General features: G+C 70.9%; 15 protein-coding genes. 7 read left to right on the top strand and 8 right to left on the bottom strand.

Annotated features, from left to right (window positions below; all coding sequences use genetic code 11):
* Window position 1 precedes the first annotated feature (1 nt).
* The 4 genes from ACO2RJ_RS09175 to ACO2RJ_RS09160 are packed head-to-tail and all read right to left on the bottom strand — an operon-like array spanning window position 2 to window position 3,835.
* Window positions 2-712, bottom strand: coding sequence for an ABC transporter ATP-binding protein (locus tag ACO2RJ_RS09175; protein ID WP_423268944.1), 711 nt, complete (start codon window positions 710-712; stop codon window positions 2-4).
* A gap of 8 nt (window positions 713-720) precedes the next feature.
* The gene (locus ACO2RJ_RS09170) at window positions 721-1,551 is read right to left on the bottom strand and encodes an ABC transporter ATP-binding protein (protein WP_423268943.1); all 831 of its coding nucleotides are present in this window, start codon (window positions 1,549-1,551) and stop codon (window positions 721-723) included.
* Window positions 1,552-1,592: 41 nt separating this feature from the next.
* On the bottom strand, window positions 1,593-2,918 hold the full coding sequence (gene livM / locus ACO2RJ_RS09165) for a high-affinity branched-chain amino acid ABC transporter permease LivM (RefSeq protein WP_423267691.1): 1,326 nt from the start codon (window positions 2,916-2,918) through the stop codon (window positions 1,593-1,595).
* On the bottom strand, window positions 2,918-3,835 hold the full coding sequence (locus tag ACO2RJ_RS09160; protein ID WP_423267690.1) for an ABC transporter permease subunit: 918 nt from the start codon (window positions 3,833-3,835) through the stop codon (window positions 2,918-2,920). Before ACO2RJ_RS09160 ends, livM begins: the two co-directional genes overlap by 1 nt.
* Before the next feature lie 472 nt (window positions 3,836-4,307).
* Between ACO2RJ_RS09160 and ACO2RJ_RS09155 the strand changes: the two genes are divergently transcribed.
* Genes ACO2RJ_RS09155 through ACO2RJ_RS09140 form a run of 4 tightly spaced genes read left to right on the top strand, consistent with a single transcriptional unit; the run spans window position 4,308 to window position 7,806 of the window.
* Entirely contained in the window at window positions 4,308-5,120 is an 813-nt protein-coding gene (locus tag ACO2RJ_RS09155; RefSeq protein WP_423267689.1) for a penicillin-binding transpeptidase domain-containing protein, read from the top strand.
* A 54-nt stretch (window positions 5,121-5,174) separates the two neighbouring features.
* Entirely contained in the window at window positions 5,175-5,507 is a 333-nt protein-coding gene (locus ACO2RJ_RS09150; protein WP_423267688.1) for an XdhC family protein, read from the top strand.
* Window positions 5,504-6,187 (top strand): XdhC family protein, encoded by a 684-nt coding sequence (locus tag ACO2RJ_RS09145; protein ID WP_423267687.1) that lies wholly within the window; start codon window positions 5,504-5,506, stop codon window positions 6,185-6,187. Before ACO2RJ_RS09150 ends, ACO2RJ_RS09145 begins: the two co-directional genes overlap by 4 nt.
* Entirely contained in the window at window positions 6,184-7,806 is a 1,623-nt protein-coding gene (locus ACO2RJ_RS09140; RefSeq protein ID WP_423267686.1) for an NTP transferase domain-containing protein, read from the top strand. Before ACO2RJ_RS09145 ends, ACO2RJ_RS09140 begins: the two co-directional genes overlap by 4 nt.
* 49 nt (window positions 7,807-7,855) lie before the next feature.
* Here ACO2RJ_RS09140 and ACO2RJ_RS09135 read toward each other — a convergent pair whose 3' ends face one another.
* Window positions 7,856-8,017, bottom strand: a complete 162-nt coding sequence (locus ACO2RJ_RS09135; RefSeq protein WP_423267685.1) for a DUF2256 domain-containing protein — start codon at window positions 8,015-8,017, stop codon at window positions 7,856-7,858.
* Between the two features lie 178 nt (window positions 8,018-8,195).
* On the opposite strand from ACO2RJ_RS09135, the gene ACO2RJ_RS09130 reads away from it, so the two are divergent.
* Entirely contained in the window at window positions 8,196-9,740 is a 1,545-nt protein-coding gene (locus ACO2RJ_RS09130) for a cryptochrome/photolyase family protein (protein WP_423267684.1), read from the top strand.
* Window positions 9,741-9,749: 9 nt separating this feature from the next.
* Here the strand turns inward: ACO2RJ_RS09130 and ACO2RJ_RS09125 are convergent, their stop codons facing one another.
* Window positions 9,750-10,220: a DUF488 family protein gene (locus tag ACO2RJ_RS09125; protein ID WP_423267683.1), complete on the bottom strand. Its 471-nt coding sequence runs from the start codon at window positions 10,218-10,220 to the stop codon at window positions 9,750-9,752.
* Window positions 10,217-10,723 carry a hypothetical protein gene (locus ACO2RJ_RS09120; RefSeq protein ID WP_423267682.1) on the bottom strand — a complete coding sequence of 169 codons (507 nt, stop codon included), beginning with the start codon at window positions 10,721-10,723 and terminating at the stop codon, window positions 10,217-10,219. The genes ACO2RJ_RS09125 and ACO2RJ_RS09120 overlap by 4 nt, the downstream gene beginning before the upstream one ends.
* Window positions 10,724-10,997: 274 nt before the next feature.
* Between ACO2RJ_RS09120 and ACO2RJ_RS09115 the strand changes: the two genes are divergently transcribed.
* On the top strand, window positions 10,998-11,318 hold the full coding sequence (locus tag ACO2RJ_RS09115) for an usg protein (protein ID WP_423267681.1): 321 nt from the start codon (window positions 10,998-11,000) through the stop codon (window positions 11,316-11,318).
* A 36-nt stretch (window positions 11,319-11,354) separates the two neighbouring features.
* Here the strand turns inward: ACO2RJ_RS09115 and ACO2RJ_RS09110 are convergent, their stop codons facing one another.
* The gene (locus ACO2RJ_RS09110; protein WP_423267680.1) at window positions 11,355-13,562 is read right to left on the bottom strand and encodes a glycoside hydrolase family 3 N-terminal domain-containing protein; all 2,208 of its coding nucleotides are present in this window, start codon (window positions 13,560-13,562) and stop codon (window positions 11,355-11,357) included.
* A 192-nt stretch (window positions 13,563-13,754) separates the two neighbouring features.
* Here ACO2RJ_RS09110 and ACO2RJ_RS09105 point away from each other — a divergent pair, with 192 nt between their 5' ends.
* Complete coding sequence (locus ACO2RJ_RS09105; RefSeq protein WP_423267679.1) at window positions 13,755-14,666, top strand: NAD(P)-dependent oxidoreductase; 912 nt, start codon at window positions 13,755-13,757, stop codon at window positions 14,664-14,666.
* The last annotated feature ends 63 nt before the right edge of the window (window positions 14,667-14,729 follow it).

The raw sequence follows: 14,729 nt of genomic DNA, 5'->3' as shown, positions 1-14,729 counted from the left end.
GTCAGCGGCCCCCTTCGAGATAGGCGGCGCGCACCTCTGGGCGCTCCAGCAATTCGCGGCCCGCGCCGCTCATGGTGATGGCGCCGTTGACCATGACGTAGCCGCGATGGGCGAGCTTGAGCGCGTGATAGGCGTTCTGCTCGACGAGGAAGACGGTGAGCCCCTCGCTCTCGTTGAGCTCCTTGACGACGGAGAAGATCTGCTTGGCGATCAGCGGGGCGAGCCCGAGCGACGGCTCGTCGAGCAGCAGCAGGCGCGGGCGGCTCATGAGCGCGCGGGCGATCGCGAGCATCTGCTGCTCGCCGCCCGACAGCGTGCCGCCGCGCTGGGCTGAGCGTTCCTTCAGGCGCGGGAAAATGTCGAAGACGCGGCGCAGATCCTCGTCGAAATGGGCGAACTGGGTGATCGCCGCGCCCATCTGAAGGTTCTCGAGCACGGTCATGCGCGGGAAGATGCGGCGCCCCTCGGGCGATTGCGCGATCTTCATCCGCGCGATCTCGTGGGTCGGCGTCCGCGTGATGTCGCGGCCGTCATAGACGATCGAGCCGTCGCGGGCCTGCGGGCTGCCGAAGATCGTCATCATCAGCGTCGACTTGCCGGCGCCGTTGGCGCCGATCAGCGTGACGATCTCGCCGCGGGCGACGTCGACGTCGACGCCCTTCAGCGCCGCGATCGCGCCGTAATAGGCGGTGACGCCGCGCAGCGTGAGCATGGCCTCGCTCACGTCGCGGCCCCTTCGATCTCGCGCTCGACCGTCTCGACCTCCTCGTCCTCGACGCCGAGATAGGCGGCGATCACCTTGGGGTCGTCGCGCACCGCCTGCGCGGAGCCGTCCGAGATCTTCTTGCCGTAGTCGAGCACCACGACGTGGTCGGAGAGCTCCATCACCACGCTCATGTCGTGCTCGATCAGCAGGATGGCCGCGCCGTCCTGCGCCCGGATCGAGCGCAGCAGGTCGTTGAGTTCGGCGCTCTCGCGCGGGTTGAGGCCGGCCGCCGGCTCGTCGAGGCAGAGCAAAGCGGGATCGGTGCACATGGCGCGGGCGATCTCGAGCCGGCGCTGGTCGCCATAGGGAAGGTCGGCCGCCGGATCGTCGGCGCGGTCGAGCAGGCCGATGCGGTCGAGCCAGCCGCGCGCCTTCTCGATCGCCGCCTTTTCCGCGTTCCGGAAGCCGCCGACGCCCAGCAGCCCGAGGACCGTCAGCCCCGAGGCCGCCATCAGCGGCGCGTGCTGGCCGACCAGAAGGTTTTCGAGCAGCGTCATGCCGCCGAACAGGCGGATGTTCTGGAAGGTGCGGGCGACGCCGGCGCGGCGGGAGATCTGGTGGTCGCGCAGGCGCTCCAGCAGCCAGACGTCGCCTTCGCCTTTCGCCAGGGTGAGGCGCCCCACGGTCGGCTTGTAGAAGCCGGTGATGCAGTTGAACACGGTGGTCTTGCCGGCGCCGTTCGGGCCGATCAGCGCGGTGATCTCGTCGCCGCGGACGTCGAAGGAGACGTCGTCGACGGCGACGAGCCCGCCGAAGCGCATGGTCAGATGCTCGACGCGCAGCATGACGCCGTCGGGCAGAAGCGGGGCGTCGGTCGGCTTGATCGTCACCCGTGGCCCTCCTGCACGAGGGCGCCGGAGATCGCCTTCTTCTCCTTCAGGAACACGGACGGCGTGCGCGAGGAGACCAGCCCGCGCGGCCGCCAGACCATGATCAGCACCATGACCAGGCCGAACACGATCATCCGGTAGTCCTTGAACTCGCGGAACAGCTCGAAGCCGCCGATCATCACGACGGCTGCGACCGCGACGCCGAACTGCGAGCCCATGCCGCCGAGCACGACGATCGCGAGGATCAGCGCGCTCTCCATGAACACGAAGCTCTCCGGGCTGATGAAGCCCTGGCGGGTGGCGAAGAACGAGCCCGCGAAGCCTGCGAACATCGCGCCGATGGCGAAGGCGGTGAGCTTGGTGTTGACGGTGTTGATGCCGAGCGAGCGGCAGGCGATCTCGTCCTCGCGCATCGCCTCCCAGGCGCGCCCGATCGGCAACCGGCGCAGGCGGATCGTCACGAAGTTCGTGAGAAGCGCCAGCGCGAGGATCAGGTAGTACATGAAGATGATGCGGTGAAGCCCCGAGAACTTCAGGCCAAAGGTCTGCGCGAAGCCGTCGGGGCCGGAGACGAAGTCGATCCCGAAGAAGCTCGGCTTCGGGATGCCGGTGATGCCGTTCGGGCCGCCGGTCACCCACCACCAGTTCAAGAGCACGATGCGGATGATCTCGCCGAAGGCGAGCGTCACGATCGCGAGATAGTCGCCGCGAAGCCGCAGCACGGGAAAGCCCAGGATCACGCCCCAGAACGCGGCGAGGATTCCGGCGAGCGGCAGGCAGATCCAGAACGACAGCCCGAAATGGGTCGAGAGCAGCGCGTAGGAATAGGCGCCGACGGCGTAGAAGGCGACGTAGCCGAGGTCGAGCAGGCCGGCGAGGCCAACCACGATGTTGAGCCCCCAGCCGAGCATGACATAGGTCAGGATCAGGATGCCGAGATCGACCTGGTAGCGCTCGACGCCGGGCAGGAAGGGCAGGGCGATCGCGATCGCGATCGCGGCCGGCGCGAGATAGCGCGCGAGCTTCATGAGCCGCGCTTCCATGCGCGGCGAGACCACGGTCTTCGGCTTGCGGACGCCGGGCCGCCACAGGGTCAGGTTCAGCACGAAGCGCCCGACGAACACGACGGCGACGGCGATCGCGACGCGGGGCCAGTGCGGCTCCAGGCCGAGCGACCCCGCGTCCTGCACCGTCACCAGACCCATCATCGGCAAGGCGAGGCCGAGCGCGATCAGGGCGGTGACGAGGGCGTCGCGAAGGGCTGCGGCGAGGGCCGAGGGTCCGGCTGAGGTCGAAGCGGCGGCGTCGGTCGCAGCCGCCATCAGACCTTCTCGACTTCCGGGCGGCCGAGCAGGCCGGAGGGCAGGAAGATCAGCACGACGATCAGCACCGAGAACGCCGCGACGTCCTTGTATTCGACCGAGAAATAGGCCGACCAGAAGGTCTCGATCAGCCCGATCAGCAAGCCGCCGATCATCGCCCCGGGCAACGAGCCGATGCCGCCCAGCACGGCGGCCGTGAAGGCTTTCACGCCGGCGACGAAGCCGATGTAGAAGTCGATCACGCCGTAATAGAGCAGGTACATCAGCCCCGCGACGGAGGCGAGCATGGCCCCCATCACGAAGGTGAGCGAGATCGTCCGGTCGACGTCGACGCCGAGCAGCGAGGCCATCCGGCGGTCCTGCTCGCAGGCGCGCTGGGCGCGTCCGAGCGGCGTCCGCGCGACGATCACCGAGAACAGCACCATCAGCGCGGTGGTGGTCAGCACGATGATGACCTGGACGTTCGAGACGTTGACGATGAAGCCGCCGTCGCCGCTCGACTGCCAGAAATAGCCCGTCACGATCGGCGGCAGCGGCTTGGCGCGCGCGCCTTGCGCGACCTGTGCGTAATTCTGCAGGAAGATCGACATGCCGATCGCCGAGATCAGCGGCGCCAGCCGGAACGAGCCGCGCAAGGGCCGATAGGCGATGCGCTCGACCGTCCAGCCGTAGAGCGCGGTCAGCGCCATCGCGACGACCAGCACGATCAGCAGCGCGAGCGGCACGAAGGTCACGCCGATCGCGACCAGCGCGAGATAGACGATCAAAGCGAGGAACGCGCCGATCATGAACACGTCGCCATGGGCGAAGTTGATCATGCCGATGATGCCGTAGACCATCGTGTAGCCGATGGCGATGAGCCCGTAGATCGAGCCGAGGGTGACGCCGTTGATGAGTTGCTGCGCGAAATACTCCATCCGCGGCGTCTGAGCTCCTCGATCGGGTCCGGGCGCGGCGCATGCGCCAAACGCCGTGGCGGAGGCGCTTTCGGCGGCGTCCCCCCGCTAGTCTTAGCAAGTGCGGCGCCGGGCCACAACGCAGGCGAGCGTCCGAAGGGCCTTCCTCTTGCGGCCTCGCCGCGCGAAGTTCGACGCGCTTGGCGTCCTCCCTCTGGCCCCACCATAATTTCGGCCCATCTGCACCCTTCACATGCCCGCGAGCCCGCCCGCCCGCACTTGTCTTGTGACCATGCCCGACCGAACGCTGACCTTCGCTCCCCTGAACCGCGCTCCGCCTTCGTCGAGCGCCGCGCCGCCGCGGCCGAAGGGCGTCGTCGCGCGGCGCGTGGAACGGGATGTTTTCGAGCGCCCTCGGCGTGCGGGCCGCCGCGGCCTGGCGGCGACGCGGGCGAGAGCGACGGCGGGCGCGGGAGGCTTGGCTTAGTCGGGCATGGCGAAGGGGGCGAAGTTTCTTATCCTGTCGGCGGTCGCCGCGGCGATCGCCGCCCCCGCGGGGCCCTTGCGCGCGCAGGGGCCGAACGATCTGCGCTCGGCTTTCGGCGAGGCTTTCGCAGGCGTCGAGGCCTGCGCCGCCTTGCGCGACGTCGCGCCCGGCGCCCAGGCGGCCCTGTCCGACGAAGCGGTCTGTGGCCGCCGGTTGCCGCCCTGCGCGACCTTCGACGTCGCGGCGACCGTGATCGCACTCGACCGAGGCGTCGCGCCGGACGCTCTCGCTCCGGTCAAGCGCAACCCGCCGGTCCAGGGCGACCCCCCGGACGGCGTCAACCTGCGCGACGCCATGCGGCAGCCCGTGCCTTGGGTCTATGAGGAGATCGCCCGCCGCATCGGCGCCGACGCCTTCGCCAAATCGCTCGGCGCGATGCGCTACGGCAACGCCGAATCCGGCGGCCCGCTGGAACGGATCGGTCGCGGAGGCGGCGGCCGGGCGCTGGCGCTGAGCGCGGTCGAGCAGCTCGATTTCCTCGCGCGCCTCAAGCGAGGAGAGCTTCCCACCAGCGCGGAATCACAGGCGCGCACGGTGGAGACCCTGCCGGTCGAGCGGGCGGGGGACGTCCCCGTCGTCCTGAAGACCGGGGCCTGCGACGGCGCGGCCTGGGCGATCGGCTGGGTGGAGCGCGGCGAGCGCAGCACACTGTTTGCGGTCGTGGAGAGCAATCCGGCGCCGGATTCCGCGAACGACGTCGCGGCGCGCACCCGCAAGCTGCTGCAGGATCTCGCGCTCACGCCTGCGGTCCCGCGCTGACGGCTCCCCGAGCGTCATTGTAGCCCGCGGCCCACGGCTCTATCTCTGAGCGGGATGAGCGCCCCCCACGCCGCAGACCCCGATCCGCTCGCCGTCGCCGAAGCCTGGGCGCGGGAAGGCCGCGCGCTCGCGCTGGCGACGGTCGTCGAGACGTGGGGCTCCGCGCCGCGGCCGGCCGGCAGCTGCCTGGTGATCGACGCCGACGGCCGGTTCGAGGGCTCGGTCTCCGGCGGCTGCGTCGAGGGCGCCGTGGTGGCGGAGGCCGCCGAGGTGATCGCCTCGGGCGCCCCGCGCCTGCTGGAGTTCGGCGTCGCCGACGAGACCGCCTGGCGGGTCGGCCTCTCCTGCGGCGGCCGCATCAAGGTGTTCGTCGAGCCGCTTGCATGAAGCTGTCCCTGCTCTCGGAACTGAACGCAGCCCGCGCCGCTCGCAAGGCCGCGACGGTCGCGACGAACCTGCCCGGCGGCGAGCAGCGTCTGATCCTCAATCCCGCGGGGGACCCGCTGGAGGAGCCGGTGCGCGCCGCGCTGAGAGCTGGCAAGAGCCGCACGATCGCGACGGCCGCGGGCGACGAGGTCTTCCTCGCGGTGCATATGCCGGCGCCCCGGCTGGTGATCGTCGGCGCGGTCCATGTCTCGCAGGCGCTGGCCCCGATGGCGGAGGCGCTCGGCCATCGCGTCGCGATCGTCGACCCGCGCACCGCCTTCGCGACGCCCGACCGCTTCCCTGAGATCGATCTGCGGGCCGAATGGCCGGAGGTCGCGCTGCCGGACCTGGTGCTCGACCCCTTCACGGCCTTCGCGGCGCTGACCCACGATCCCAAGATCGACGATCCCGGGCTGATCGAGGCGCTCCGCGCGGGCTGCTACTATGTCGGCGCGCTCGGCTCGCGGAAGACCCACGCGGCGCGGCGCGAGCGGCTGCTCGCCGCCGGCGTGCCGCCCGCCGAAATCGACCGCATCCGCGCCCCGATCGGGCTTCCCATCGGCGCCGCGTCGCCGGGCGAGATCGCGCTCTCGATCCTCGCCGAGATCACTGCGGCGCTCAGACTGCCGGGGCCCGCATGAAGTTCGGACCGATCCCGCTCTCGCAGGCGGAAGGCGCGGTCGCGGCGCACGCCGTGCGCGCGGACGGTTTCGTCCTGAAGAAGGGCGTGCGCGTCACCGCGGCGGACGTCGCGGCGCTCGCCCGCCGCGGCGTGACGGAGATCGTGGCCGCCGAGCTTGCCGACGACGACGTGCCGGAGAACGAAGCGGCGCACCGGATCGCCGTCGCGCTCGGGGGCGCGAATCTGCGCGTCGAGGCGCCCTTCACCGGTCGCGCGAACCTGTTCGCCGAGCGAGCCGGCGTGCTGCTGGTCGATCGCGCGGCGATCGAAGACCTCAACCGGATCGACGAATCCGTCACCTTCGCGACGCTTGCGGAATACGCGGCGGTCGTCGAGGGCGCGATGGCGGCGACCGTAAAGATCATCCCCTTCGCCGTGCCCGAGGCGGTCGTCGCCCGCGCCGAGGCGCTGGGGCGCGAGCGCGCGCCGCTGATCCGGATCGCGCCCTTCGCCCTGAAGCGGGTGGCTGCGGTGTCGACGCTGCTGCCGGGGCTCGATTCGAAGGTCGTGGACAAGACGATCGCCGTGCTCGAGAAGCGCCTCGCGTCAGCGGGCGCGCGTCTCGTCGCCGAGCGGCGCGTCGCGCATGACGCCGGTCGGCTGGCCTCAGCCTTGCGTGAGCTGGCGGCGGAGAAACCGGACCTCACCATCGTGTTCGGCGCCTCAGCGATCACCGATCGGCGGGATGTCGTGCCGGCGGCGATCGAGGCCTCGGGCGGGACGATCGACCGTCTCGGCATGCCGGTCGATCCCGGCAATCTGCTTCTGCTCGGCCGGCTCGACGGCAAGCCCGTTCTGGGCGCGCCGGGCTGCGCGCGCAGTCCCAAGGAGAACGGCTTCGACTGGGTGCTGAACCGGCTGCTCGCCGAGGTGCCGGTTCGCGACCGCGACGTGACCGCCATGGCGGTCGGAGGACTTCTGATGGAGATCGTCTCGCGGCCGCAGCCGCGCGACCGCCCCGACGCCGAGCCGCGGGCGCGCCGGCCGCGGGTCTCCGGGCTGGTGCTCGCCGCCGGCCGCTCGACGCGGATGGGCGGGCCGAACAAGCTTCTGGAGCTCCTCGAGGGCGCGCCGCTCGTGCGACACGCCGTCGACGCGGCGCTTGCGGCCGGACTGTCCGAGGTCGTGGTGGTCGTGGGCCATCAGCAGGCCGCGGTCGCCGCCGCGCTCGAAGGGCTGCCGGTGCGATTCGTCGTCAATGAGCGCTTCGCCGAAGGGCTTTCGACCTCGCTCGCGGCCGGCGTAAAGGCGCTGCGGCCGGACGCCGACGGCGCCGTCGTGCTGCTCGGCGACATGCCGCGCGTCGGGTCGACGCTGGTGCGGCGGCTGACGGACGCCTTCGCGCCGCAGACCGGCGGCCATGTCGTCGCGCCGGTGCGCGCCGGCCGGCGCGGCAATCCCGTGCTGTGGGGGCGCCGCTTCTTCGACGAGCTCATGCGGGTCGAGGGCGACGTCGGCGGCCGGCGCCTTCTCGAGATCTATCCCGACGCCGTCCGAGACGTCGAAGCCGACGACGAGGGCGCGCTGATCGACGTCGACACGCCGGAGGCGCTGGCCGCGCTGATCCGAGACGCCTGAGCCGCTTCGCTCCCGCCGTTCGTCGACGGGCGCGGCGTCCCGCGCGCCGCTATCGGGCGGCCGGTTTCTCCCGTGCGGCGCGACGACAGCGGTCCGAGCAGTAGCGGACCTCCGCCCAGTCTTTCCGCCATGCCTTCCGCCATGCGAACGGCCGTCCGCAGACGGCGCAGGCCTTGGTCGGGAGATCGGCCTTTGCGACGCGCTTCGGCATGTCTCGTCCATCCGAGTCCTGAACCGCGAGCGGTCGCCCGCCGTAGTCCTCCGAAACGGAGTCGTGATGGCCGGATCGATCCTGATCTACGGCGGCGGCGGCGCCGTCGGATCAACGCTTGCGCGCTTACCGGCGAGCTCGATGCGGGCTGGACCGGCGGTGACTTGAGGGCGACGCGATGGCGACGAAGGCGCTGCGGCTGATTCTGGGCGACCAGCTGACGCGCGGGCTGGCGTCCCTGAAGGATCTCGATCCCGCAATGGACGTGGTCCTCATGGCCGAGGTCATGGAGGAGGCGTCCTATGTCGCCCACCACAAGCAGAAGCTGGTCTTCGTGTTCTCCGCCATGCGCCGCTTCGCGCGGGAGCTGCGCGAGGAGGGGATCACGGTCGACTACGTCGCGCTCGACGCGCGGGAGAACGCGGGCTCGCTCGGCGGCGAGCTGAAGCGCGCGGTCGCGCGCCACGGCGCCGGCCGGGTCATCCTCACCGAACCCGGCGAATGGCGCGTGCGCGAGATGTTCGACGACTGGCGCGAGGAGCTCGACTGCGACGTGCTCATCCGTGAGGACGATCGCTTCATGTGCTCGCGCGCGACGTTCGAGGCCTGGGCGGGCGGTCGCAGGAGCCTCCGGATGGAGTTCTTCTACCGGGAGATGCGGCGCGCGACCGGCCTGCTGATGGACGCCGACCAGCCGGAGGGCGGGCGCTGGAACTTCGATCCCGAGAACCGCAAGAGCCTGCCCAAGGGGCACGCGCCGCCGCGACGCCGGCGCTTCGAGCCGGACGCCGCGACCCGCGAGGTGATGGCGATGGTGGAGACGCGCTTCCCCGACAATTTCGGGAGCCTGGAGGGGTACGGCTGGGCCGTCGGCCGGGTCGAGGCGCTCGAGGCGCTTCGGGAGTTCGTCGCCGACGCCCTGCCGGTCTTCGGCGATTATCAGGACGCGCTGAAGCAGGGCGCGCCGTTCCTCTATCACGGGCTGATCTCGCCCTATCTCAACGCCGGCCTTCTCGCGCCCCGGGAGGTCTGCGACGCCGCCGAGGCGGCCTATCGGGAGGGGGCCGCGCCCCTCAACGCCGTCGAAGGCTTCATCCGCCAGATCCTGGGCTGGCGCGAATATGTCCGCGGAATCTACTGGCTGAAGATGCCGGAATACCGCGAGATCAACCGTCTCGGGGCGGACCGCAGGCTGCCCGATTTCTACTGGACGGCCGAGACCGACATGAACTGCCTCGCCCAGTGCGTCGGAGACACGCGCGACCACGCCTACGCTCACCACATCCAGCGCCTGATGGTGCTCGGCAATTTCGCGCTGCTCGCGGGCCTCGCGCCGCGCGAAGTTCAGGACTGGTATCTGCTGGTCTACGCCGACGCCTATGAATGGGTGGAGCTGCCCAACGTCCACGGAATGGTCTTGTTCGCCGACGGCGGCCTGCTGGCCTCGAAGCCCTACGCCGCGTCCGGAGCCTATATCGACCGCATGTCGGACTATTGCGGGACGTGCCGTTACGACGTGAAGGCGAAGATCGGCGAGAACGCCTGCCCGTTCAATTATTTGTATTGGGATTTTCTGGCGCGGAACGAACAGGCGCTGGCGGGAAATCAACGCCTCGCCATGCCCTACCGCACGCTCGCGAAGATGGCGCCGGAGCGCGTGGAGGCGATCCGCCGGGACGCCGCGCGGTTCCTGGACGCGCTCCCGTCGACCTACGAGCGGTGATCCGCTGGGTCACGGCTGCTCGAACGTCGCCGGGAGCGGATGGAGGTGCTCCAGAACGACGCCGGTCAGCGCGGCCTCGACGCGTTCGGCGACCATCATGCGGTGGCAGTGCTCGGGTTCGCGCTCGAAGCAGAGCAGGCAGAGCTTGCGGCCGCCGCGCGCCAGTTCGATCAGGCCGGCCAGATCCTCCTGCGCGGCGTCGGTCTTGAGCTGCTCGGCGAAGATCGCCTTCATCTCGGCGTGCCGCCCGGCGCGGGCGGCGGCGCGGCCTTCCGCCGGCGTGCCGAGCGCGCGCAGATGGAGGTAGCCGAGCCCGCGCTCGTCCACGCTCGCCGCCAGCGCGCGCTTCGAGAAGCCCGGCCGGCGCGAATTCGCGACGGCGCGGACGTCGACCAGCACCTCGACGCCGGCCGTCGCCAGCGCGTCGCCGAGCGCGCGCGGCGTCGCGCCTTCATAGCCGATCGTGAAGAGGCGGTTCATTTCACCGGGCACGCCCACACCTTCCGCACCTTCGCCGCGAAACGGACCGCGGGGTAGCCGTCGAAGAAGGCGGGGATGACGAACACCCCTTCGCCGGCCGGCGGGACCAGCCCCGTGCCTGTGAAGCTGACCTCGTTGAGGTCCATGTTCTGCGCCGACACCTCGATCTTGGTGATCGCGCGGTCGGGGAACGGGTTCTTGAAATCCCAAATGAACACGTTGGACTGGACGTAGTAAGAGGCGGTTTCGCCGCGCAGCTTGCGCAGCTCGGCCAGCGAAAGCTCCTCGGCGCGGCAGTCCTTCACCTGGGCGTAGGCGCCGGTCTCGGTCATGGCGTCGCGAACCTCGGCCTCGCAGACCTCACGGCAGGTCCGCGCGGCGTCCTTGATCGCGATGTCGTCCGAGGTCGCGGCGATGCGGGAGCCCAGGCAGTCACGGAAGCAGGTGGCGTTCGCTGGGGCGACGCAGGCGACGACCGCGGCGAAAGCGAGAACGAGGCGCATGCGGCGTGACTCCCGGGTCGCGGCGTCTGACGCGCCGTCGACGATGGACATAGCGCGCCGCGGCCGGCCGCCACGCCCCGGACGACTTGCGTTTCGCACGGTCGCGCGCCTCAGACGGCTTGTCATTTGTTGGCACTCATCAGCATTGGCTGCCAACAAGCTGATCAGTAACACATTTTTAATGACGCAGGATTGTCATGAAGCTGTGAGGCGTCACAGACTGCACTGTACGGCGCATGGCGACTGCGCCGTCGATCAGCGATGGAGCGCGGGCATGAGCGGATGCGAGCTGACTTCTTCTGACAGGCCGACGAGCGACGCGGCGACGGTTTCCACGGACTTCAAGCGGCAGATCGAAGGCTACGGCCTGACCACGGCCGAAATCCTGTACCGCATGCCGGACCACCCGGCGCTGCTGCAGGCCTTCCTCTGGCAGCAATACGACCGGGCCCCGGACTACCCGCTGCTGCGCGGCTTCCTCGACTGGTGGCGGCGCGAGATCGAGGGCGTGCTGCATTCGGTGCGGGTCGGCCACAAGGCGCTGATCGGGCCGGCGGATTTCCAGCCGGTGCGCGCGCAGTTCCTGCTGAACTGACGAGCTCCCGGCCGGCGAAGCGAGCCGGCGCCGCGCTCAGGGACGGTAGTCGACGGTCGTCGACTTCAGCTCCTCGGCGTTCGGCCCCGTCATGATCTCCACGGGGCCGGCCGTCGCGCCGTAGGCCTGCGCGGACCGCCAATAGGCGAAGGTTTCGGGCGTCACCGCCATCTCGACCGTGCGGGCTTCGCCCGGCTGCAGCGTCACGCGCACGAAGCCGCGCAGCTCCTTCGCCGGCCGCGCGATCCGCGCCAGCTTCGGCCGGACGTAGAGCTGGACGACGGTCGTGCCCGCCCGCTTGCCGGTGTTTGCGACCACCACCGAGGCGACCGCCGTCTCGCCGTCGCGCAGCGCCGCGCGATCGAGCTTCGGCGCGTTGTAGGAGAAGTCGGCGTAGCCGAGCCCGAAGCCGAAGGGGTAGAGCGGCGTATAGGCTTCGTCGCGGTAACCGGTGGTGTAGGGGTCTTCCGGGTCGAAGGGGCGGCCCGTCGGGCGCATGTCGTGATGGATCGGGACCTGGCCGACTGCGCGCGGAAAGGTCATCGGCAGCCGGCCGCTCGGGTTGACGTCGCCGGTCAGCGTGCGCGCGAGCGCCGTCCCGCCCATGGAGCCCGGCTGCCAGGCGTAGAGGATCGCCGGCGCCTTGGCGGCGAGCTCCGTCAGCACCAAAGGCCGTCCGGCGAAGATCACGGCGACCGTCGGCTTGCCCAGCGCCAGCACGGCGGTCGCGAGCTTCATCTGGTCGCCGGCAAGTTCGAGATCGGCGCGGCTCGAGCCCTCGCCGGACTGGTCGAAGCGCTCGCCCAGCGCCAGCACGACCATGTCGGCGTCGCGCGCGCTCTCGACGGCCGCCGCGATCTCCTCGTCGCGCGAGCCGTCCGTCGTCCCGCCGGGCGTGAACGCGACCTCGACGTCCGGTCCGAGCCGGCGTTCCAGCCCCATCTTCAGCGTGACGGTCTCCTCCGGCTCGCCGCGGCCGGCCCAGGGGCCGAGCGTGTCTGCGGGCGAATTCCCGAGCGGCCCGATCAGCGCGAGCTTGCGGATGTCGGGCGAGAACGGCAGCACGCGTTTCTCGTTCTTCAGCAGCACGAAGCTCTGTTCGGCGAGCGCCTGCGCCGCCGCCATGTTCTCGGCCGCCGGAGGTCCGGCCGGCGCGTCCGGGCCGGCGCCGCGCATCGGATCGTCGAACAGGCCGAGCTCCGCTTTCAGCGTCAGCACGCGGCGCACCGCGGCGTCGAGGGCGGCCTCCTTCACGACGCCGTTCCGCACCAGATTCGGCAGCTCCTGCGCATAGGCGCTCGACTGCATGTCGATCTCGGCGCCGGCGGCAAAGGCGAGGCGCGCGGCGTCGCGCTGATCGGCGGCGTAGCCATGCGCGAGCAGTTCGTCGATCGCCTCGAAGTCGCTCATCACGACGCCGCCGAAGCCCCATTCGCCGCGCAGGATGTCGGTCAGCAGCCGGGGGTTCGCGATGCTGGGCACCCCGTCCGGCGCGTTGAAGGCCGCCATCATGCAGCGCGCGCCGGCGTCGACCGCGGCCTGGAACGGCGGCAGATAGGTCTCGCGGATGGCGCGTTCGGACAAGTCGGCCGCGGTGTAGTCGCGACCGCCCTCGACTGCGCCATTGGCCCCGAAATGCTTGACGCAGGCCACAGCGGCGTCTTTGGCGCGCAAGCCGTCGCCCTGGACGCCGGCGACCCGCGCCTCGGCGATGCGTGAGGCGAGGAAGGCGGATTCTCCGACGCCCTCCACGACCCGACCCCAGCGGGCGTCGCGGGTGACGTCGAGCATGGGGGTGAGCAGCATGTTGACGCCGTCGGCTGTGGCCTCCGAGGCCGCGATCCGCTCGGCGCGGCGGATCGCCTCCATGTCGAAGCTCGCGGCCTGCGCGAGCGGCGTCGGGAAGATCGCGCGGTAGCCGTGCACGACGTCGAGCGCGAGAAACAGCGGGATCTTCAGACGGCTCTCGCCGGCGCGCTCCTGCATCCGACGCGCGGTTTCGAGGCCGTGGACGTTGAAGAGGCCGCCGATCGTCCCGTCTTTCAGGCCTTTCGCGATGGGCTCGAAGCTCGTCTCGTGCGTGGGCACGAAGGAGACCATGTTGAGCTGGCCGACCTTCTCCTCAAGCGTCATCTGCGCGATCAGCGCCTCGACCCGCTCGTTCCGCGCAGGCTCGCCATGGGCGCCTCCGCCCCAGAGGCAGGCGAGCGCGAGAGCGGCGAGATGGACGCGACGCAGGGGCATGGGTCGGCGGTCTCCGGACATGCGGGGGGAGGGCGGTCGTTTGGCGACAGCTAGCACGGCGGGGCGTGGAGGCGAGAGGCCGTCGCCGGGAACGCTGGCCGATCAGACGGCGTCCTGGCGCTCTGCGCCGCGCCTTGCGCATCCAAGCGGCGGCACGCGATAAACGTGGCCCGAAAAGCCCGGAGCGTCTTCATGACCCGTCTCGCCCTCCTCGGAACCGGCCTGATGGGGGCGCCGATGGCGCGGCGCCTGCTCGGCGGCGGCTTCCCCGTCGCCGTCTGGAACCGGACGCTCGAGAAGGCCGAGGCGCTCGCGGCCGACGGGGCGACGGTCGCGACCACCGCAGCGGCGGCAGTCGCGGGCGCCGACGTCGCGATCACGATGCTCTCCGACGGCGCGGCGGTCGAGGACGCGCTGTTCGGCGCAGGCGGCGTCGCGGCCGCGCTCGCGCCCGGCGCGCTCGTCGTCGACATGAGCTCGATTCCCCCGGCGACCGCCCGCGACCACGCCGCCCGTCTCGCCGCCATGGGGCTCCGCCATCTGGACGCGCCGGTCTCCGGCGGCACGCGCGGCGCGGCGGAGGGGACGCTCGCGATCATGGTCGGCGGCGATCTCGCCGCCTTCGACGAGGCCGCCCCGGTCTTCGCGCCGATGGGGCGCGCGCTGCGCGTCGGTCCGTCGGGCGCGGGACAGCTCGCGAAGCTCGCGAACCAGGTGATCGTCGGCGTCACCATCGGCGCGGTCGCGGAGGCTCTGCTGCTCGCGGCCGCCGGCGGGGCCGATCCGGCCGCGGTGCGCGAGGCGATCCGCGGAGGCTTCGCCGGCAGCCGCATTCTGGAGGAGCACGGCCGCCGCATGATCGAGCGCGACTTCCGTCCCGGCGGCAAGGTGAAGACCCAGGTCAAGGATCTCGAGACCGCGCTCGCCGCCGCCGCCGAAAGCGGCGTCACGCTGCCCCTGACCCAGGACGCCCGCGACCGCTTCGTGACGTTGCGCGACGCCCTCGGCGGCGCCGACTACGACCACGCCGCGCTTCTGCTGCAGCTGGAGGCGGCGGCGGGCGGCGCTCGGGTGGGGACGGCGCAGGACACGCTGCCGACGTAGGCCCCGCGCCGCTTGCCGGCGCTACCGCGCGTTGTATGCTCGGGAGAGCCGGTCAGCCGCGAC

Origin of the sequence: Hansschlegelia sp. KR7-227 (genome assembly GCF_049446035.1) — a bacterium.
Taxonomy (GTDB): Bacteria; Pseudomonadota; Alphaproteobacteria; order Rhizobiales; family Methylopilaceae; genus Methylopila.
The sequence above is the reverse complement of the archived record's forward strand: the minus strand, read 5'-3'. Positions and strand labels throughout refer to the sequence as shown.

What these genes read in the sequence shown, in the direction of transcription:
- ACO2RJ_RS09115 (WP_423267681.1), top strand. Translation starts at nt 10,998, where the DNA reads ATGAGCGGATGCGAGCTGACTTCTTCTGACAGGCCGACGAGCGACGCG.
- ACO2RJ_RS09120 (WP_423267682.1), bottom strand. Translation starts at nt 10,723, where the DNA reads ATGCGCCTCGTTCTCGCTTTCGCCGCGGTCGTCGCCTGCGTCGCCCCA.
- ACO2RJ_RS09160 (WP_423267690.1), bottom strand. Translation starts at nt 3,835, where the DNA reads ATGGAGTATTTCGCGCAGCAACTCATCAACGGCGTCACCCTCGGCTCG.
- ACO2RJ_RS09150 (WP_423267688.1), top strand. Translation starts at nt 5,175, where the DNA reads ATGAGCGCCCCCCACGCCGCAGACCCCGATCCGCTCGCCGTCGCCGAA.
- livM (WP_423267691.1), bottom strand. Translation starts at nt 2,918, where the DNA reads ATGGCGGCTGCGACCGACGCCGCCGCTTCGACCTCAGCCGGACCCTCG.
- ACO2RJ_RS09155 (WP_423267689.1), top strand. Translation starts at nt 4,308, where the DNA reads ATGGCGAAGGGGGCGAAGTTTCTTATCCTGTCGGCGGTCGCCGCGGCG.
- ACO2RJ_RS09135 (WP_423267685.1), bottom strand. Translation starts at nt 8,017, where the DNA reads ATGCCGAAGCGCGTCGCAAAGGCCGATCTCCCGACCAAGGCCTGCGCC.
- ACO2RJ_RS09170 (WP_423268943.1), bottom strand. Translation starts at nt 1,551, where the DNA reads ATGCTGCGCGTCGAGCATCTGACCATGCGCTTCGGCGGGCTCGTCGCC.
- ACO2RJ_RS09125 (WP_423267683.1), bottom strand. Translation starts at nt 10,220, where the DNA reads ATGAACCGCCTCTTCACGATCGGCTATGAAGGCGCGACGCCGCGCGCG.
- ACO2RJ_RS09105 (WP_423267679.1), top strand. Translation starts at nt 13,755, where the DNA reads ATGACCCGTCTCGCCCTCCTCGGAACCGGCCTGATGGGGGCGCCGATG.
- ACO2RJ_RS09140 (WP_423267686.1), top strand. Translation starts at nt 6,184, where the DNA reads ATGAAGTTCGGACCGATCCCGCTCTCGCAGGCGGAAGGCGCGGTCGCG.
- ACO2RJ_RS09175 (WP_423268944.1), bottom strand. Translation starts at nt 712, where the DNA reads ATGCTCACGCTGCGCGGCGTCACCGCCTATTACGGCGCGATCGCGGCG.
- ACO2RJ_RS09145 (WP_423267687.1), top strand. Translation starts at nt 5,504, where the DNA reads ATGAAGCTGTCCCTGCTCTCGGAACTGAACGCAGCCCGCGCCGCTCGC.
- ACO2RJ_RS09110 (WP_423267680.1), bottom strand. Translation starts at nt 13,562, where the DNA reads ATGCCCCTGCGTCGCGTCCATCTCGCCGCTCTCGCGCTCGCCTGCCTC.
- ACO2RJ_RS09130 (WP_423267684.1), top strand. Translation starts at nt 8,196, where the DNA reads ATGGCGACGAAGGCGCTGCGGCTGATTCTGGGCGACCAGCTGACGCGC.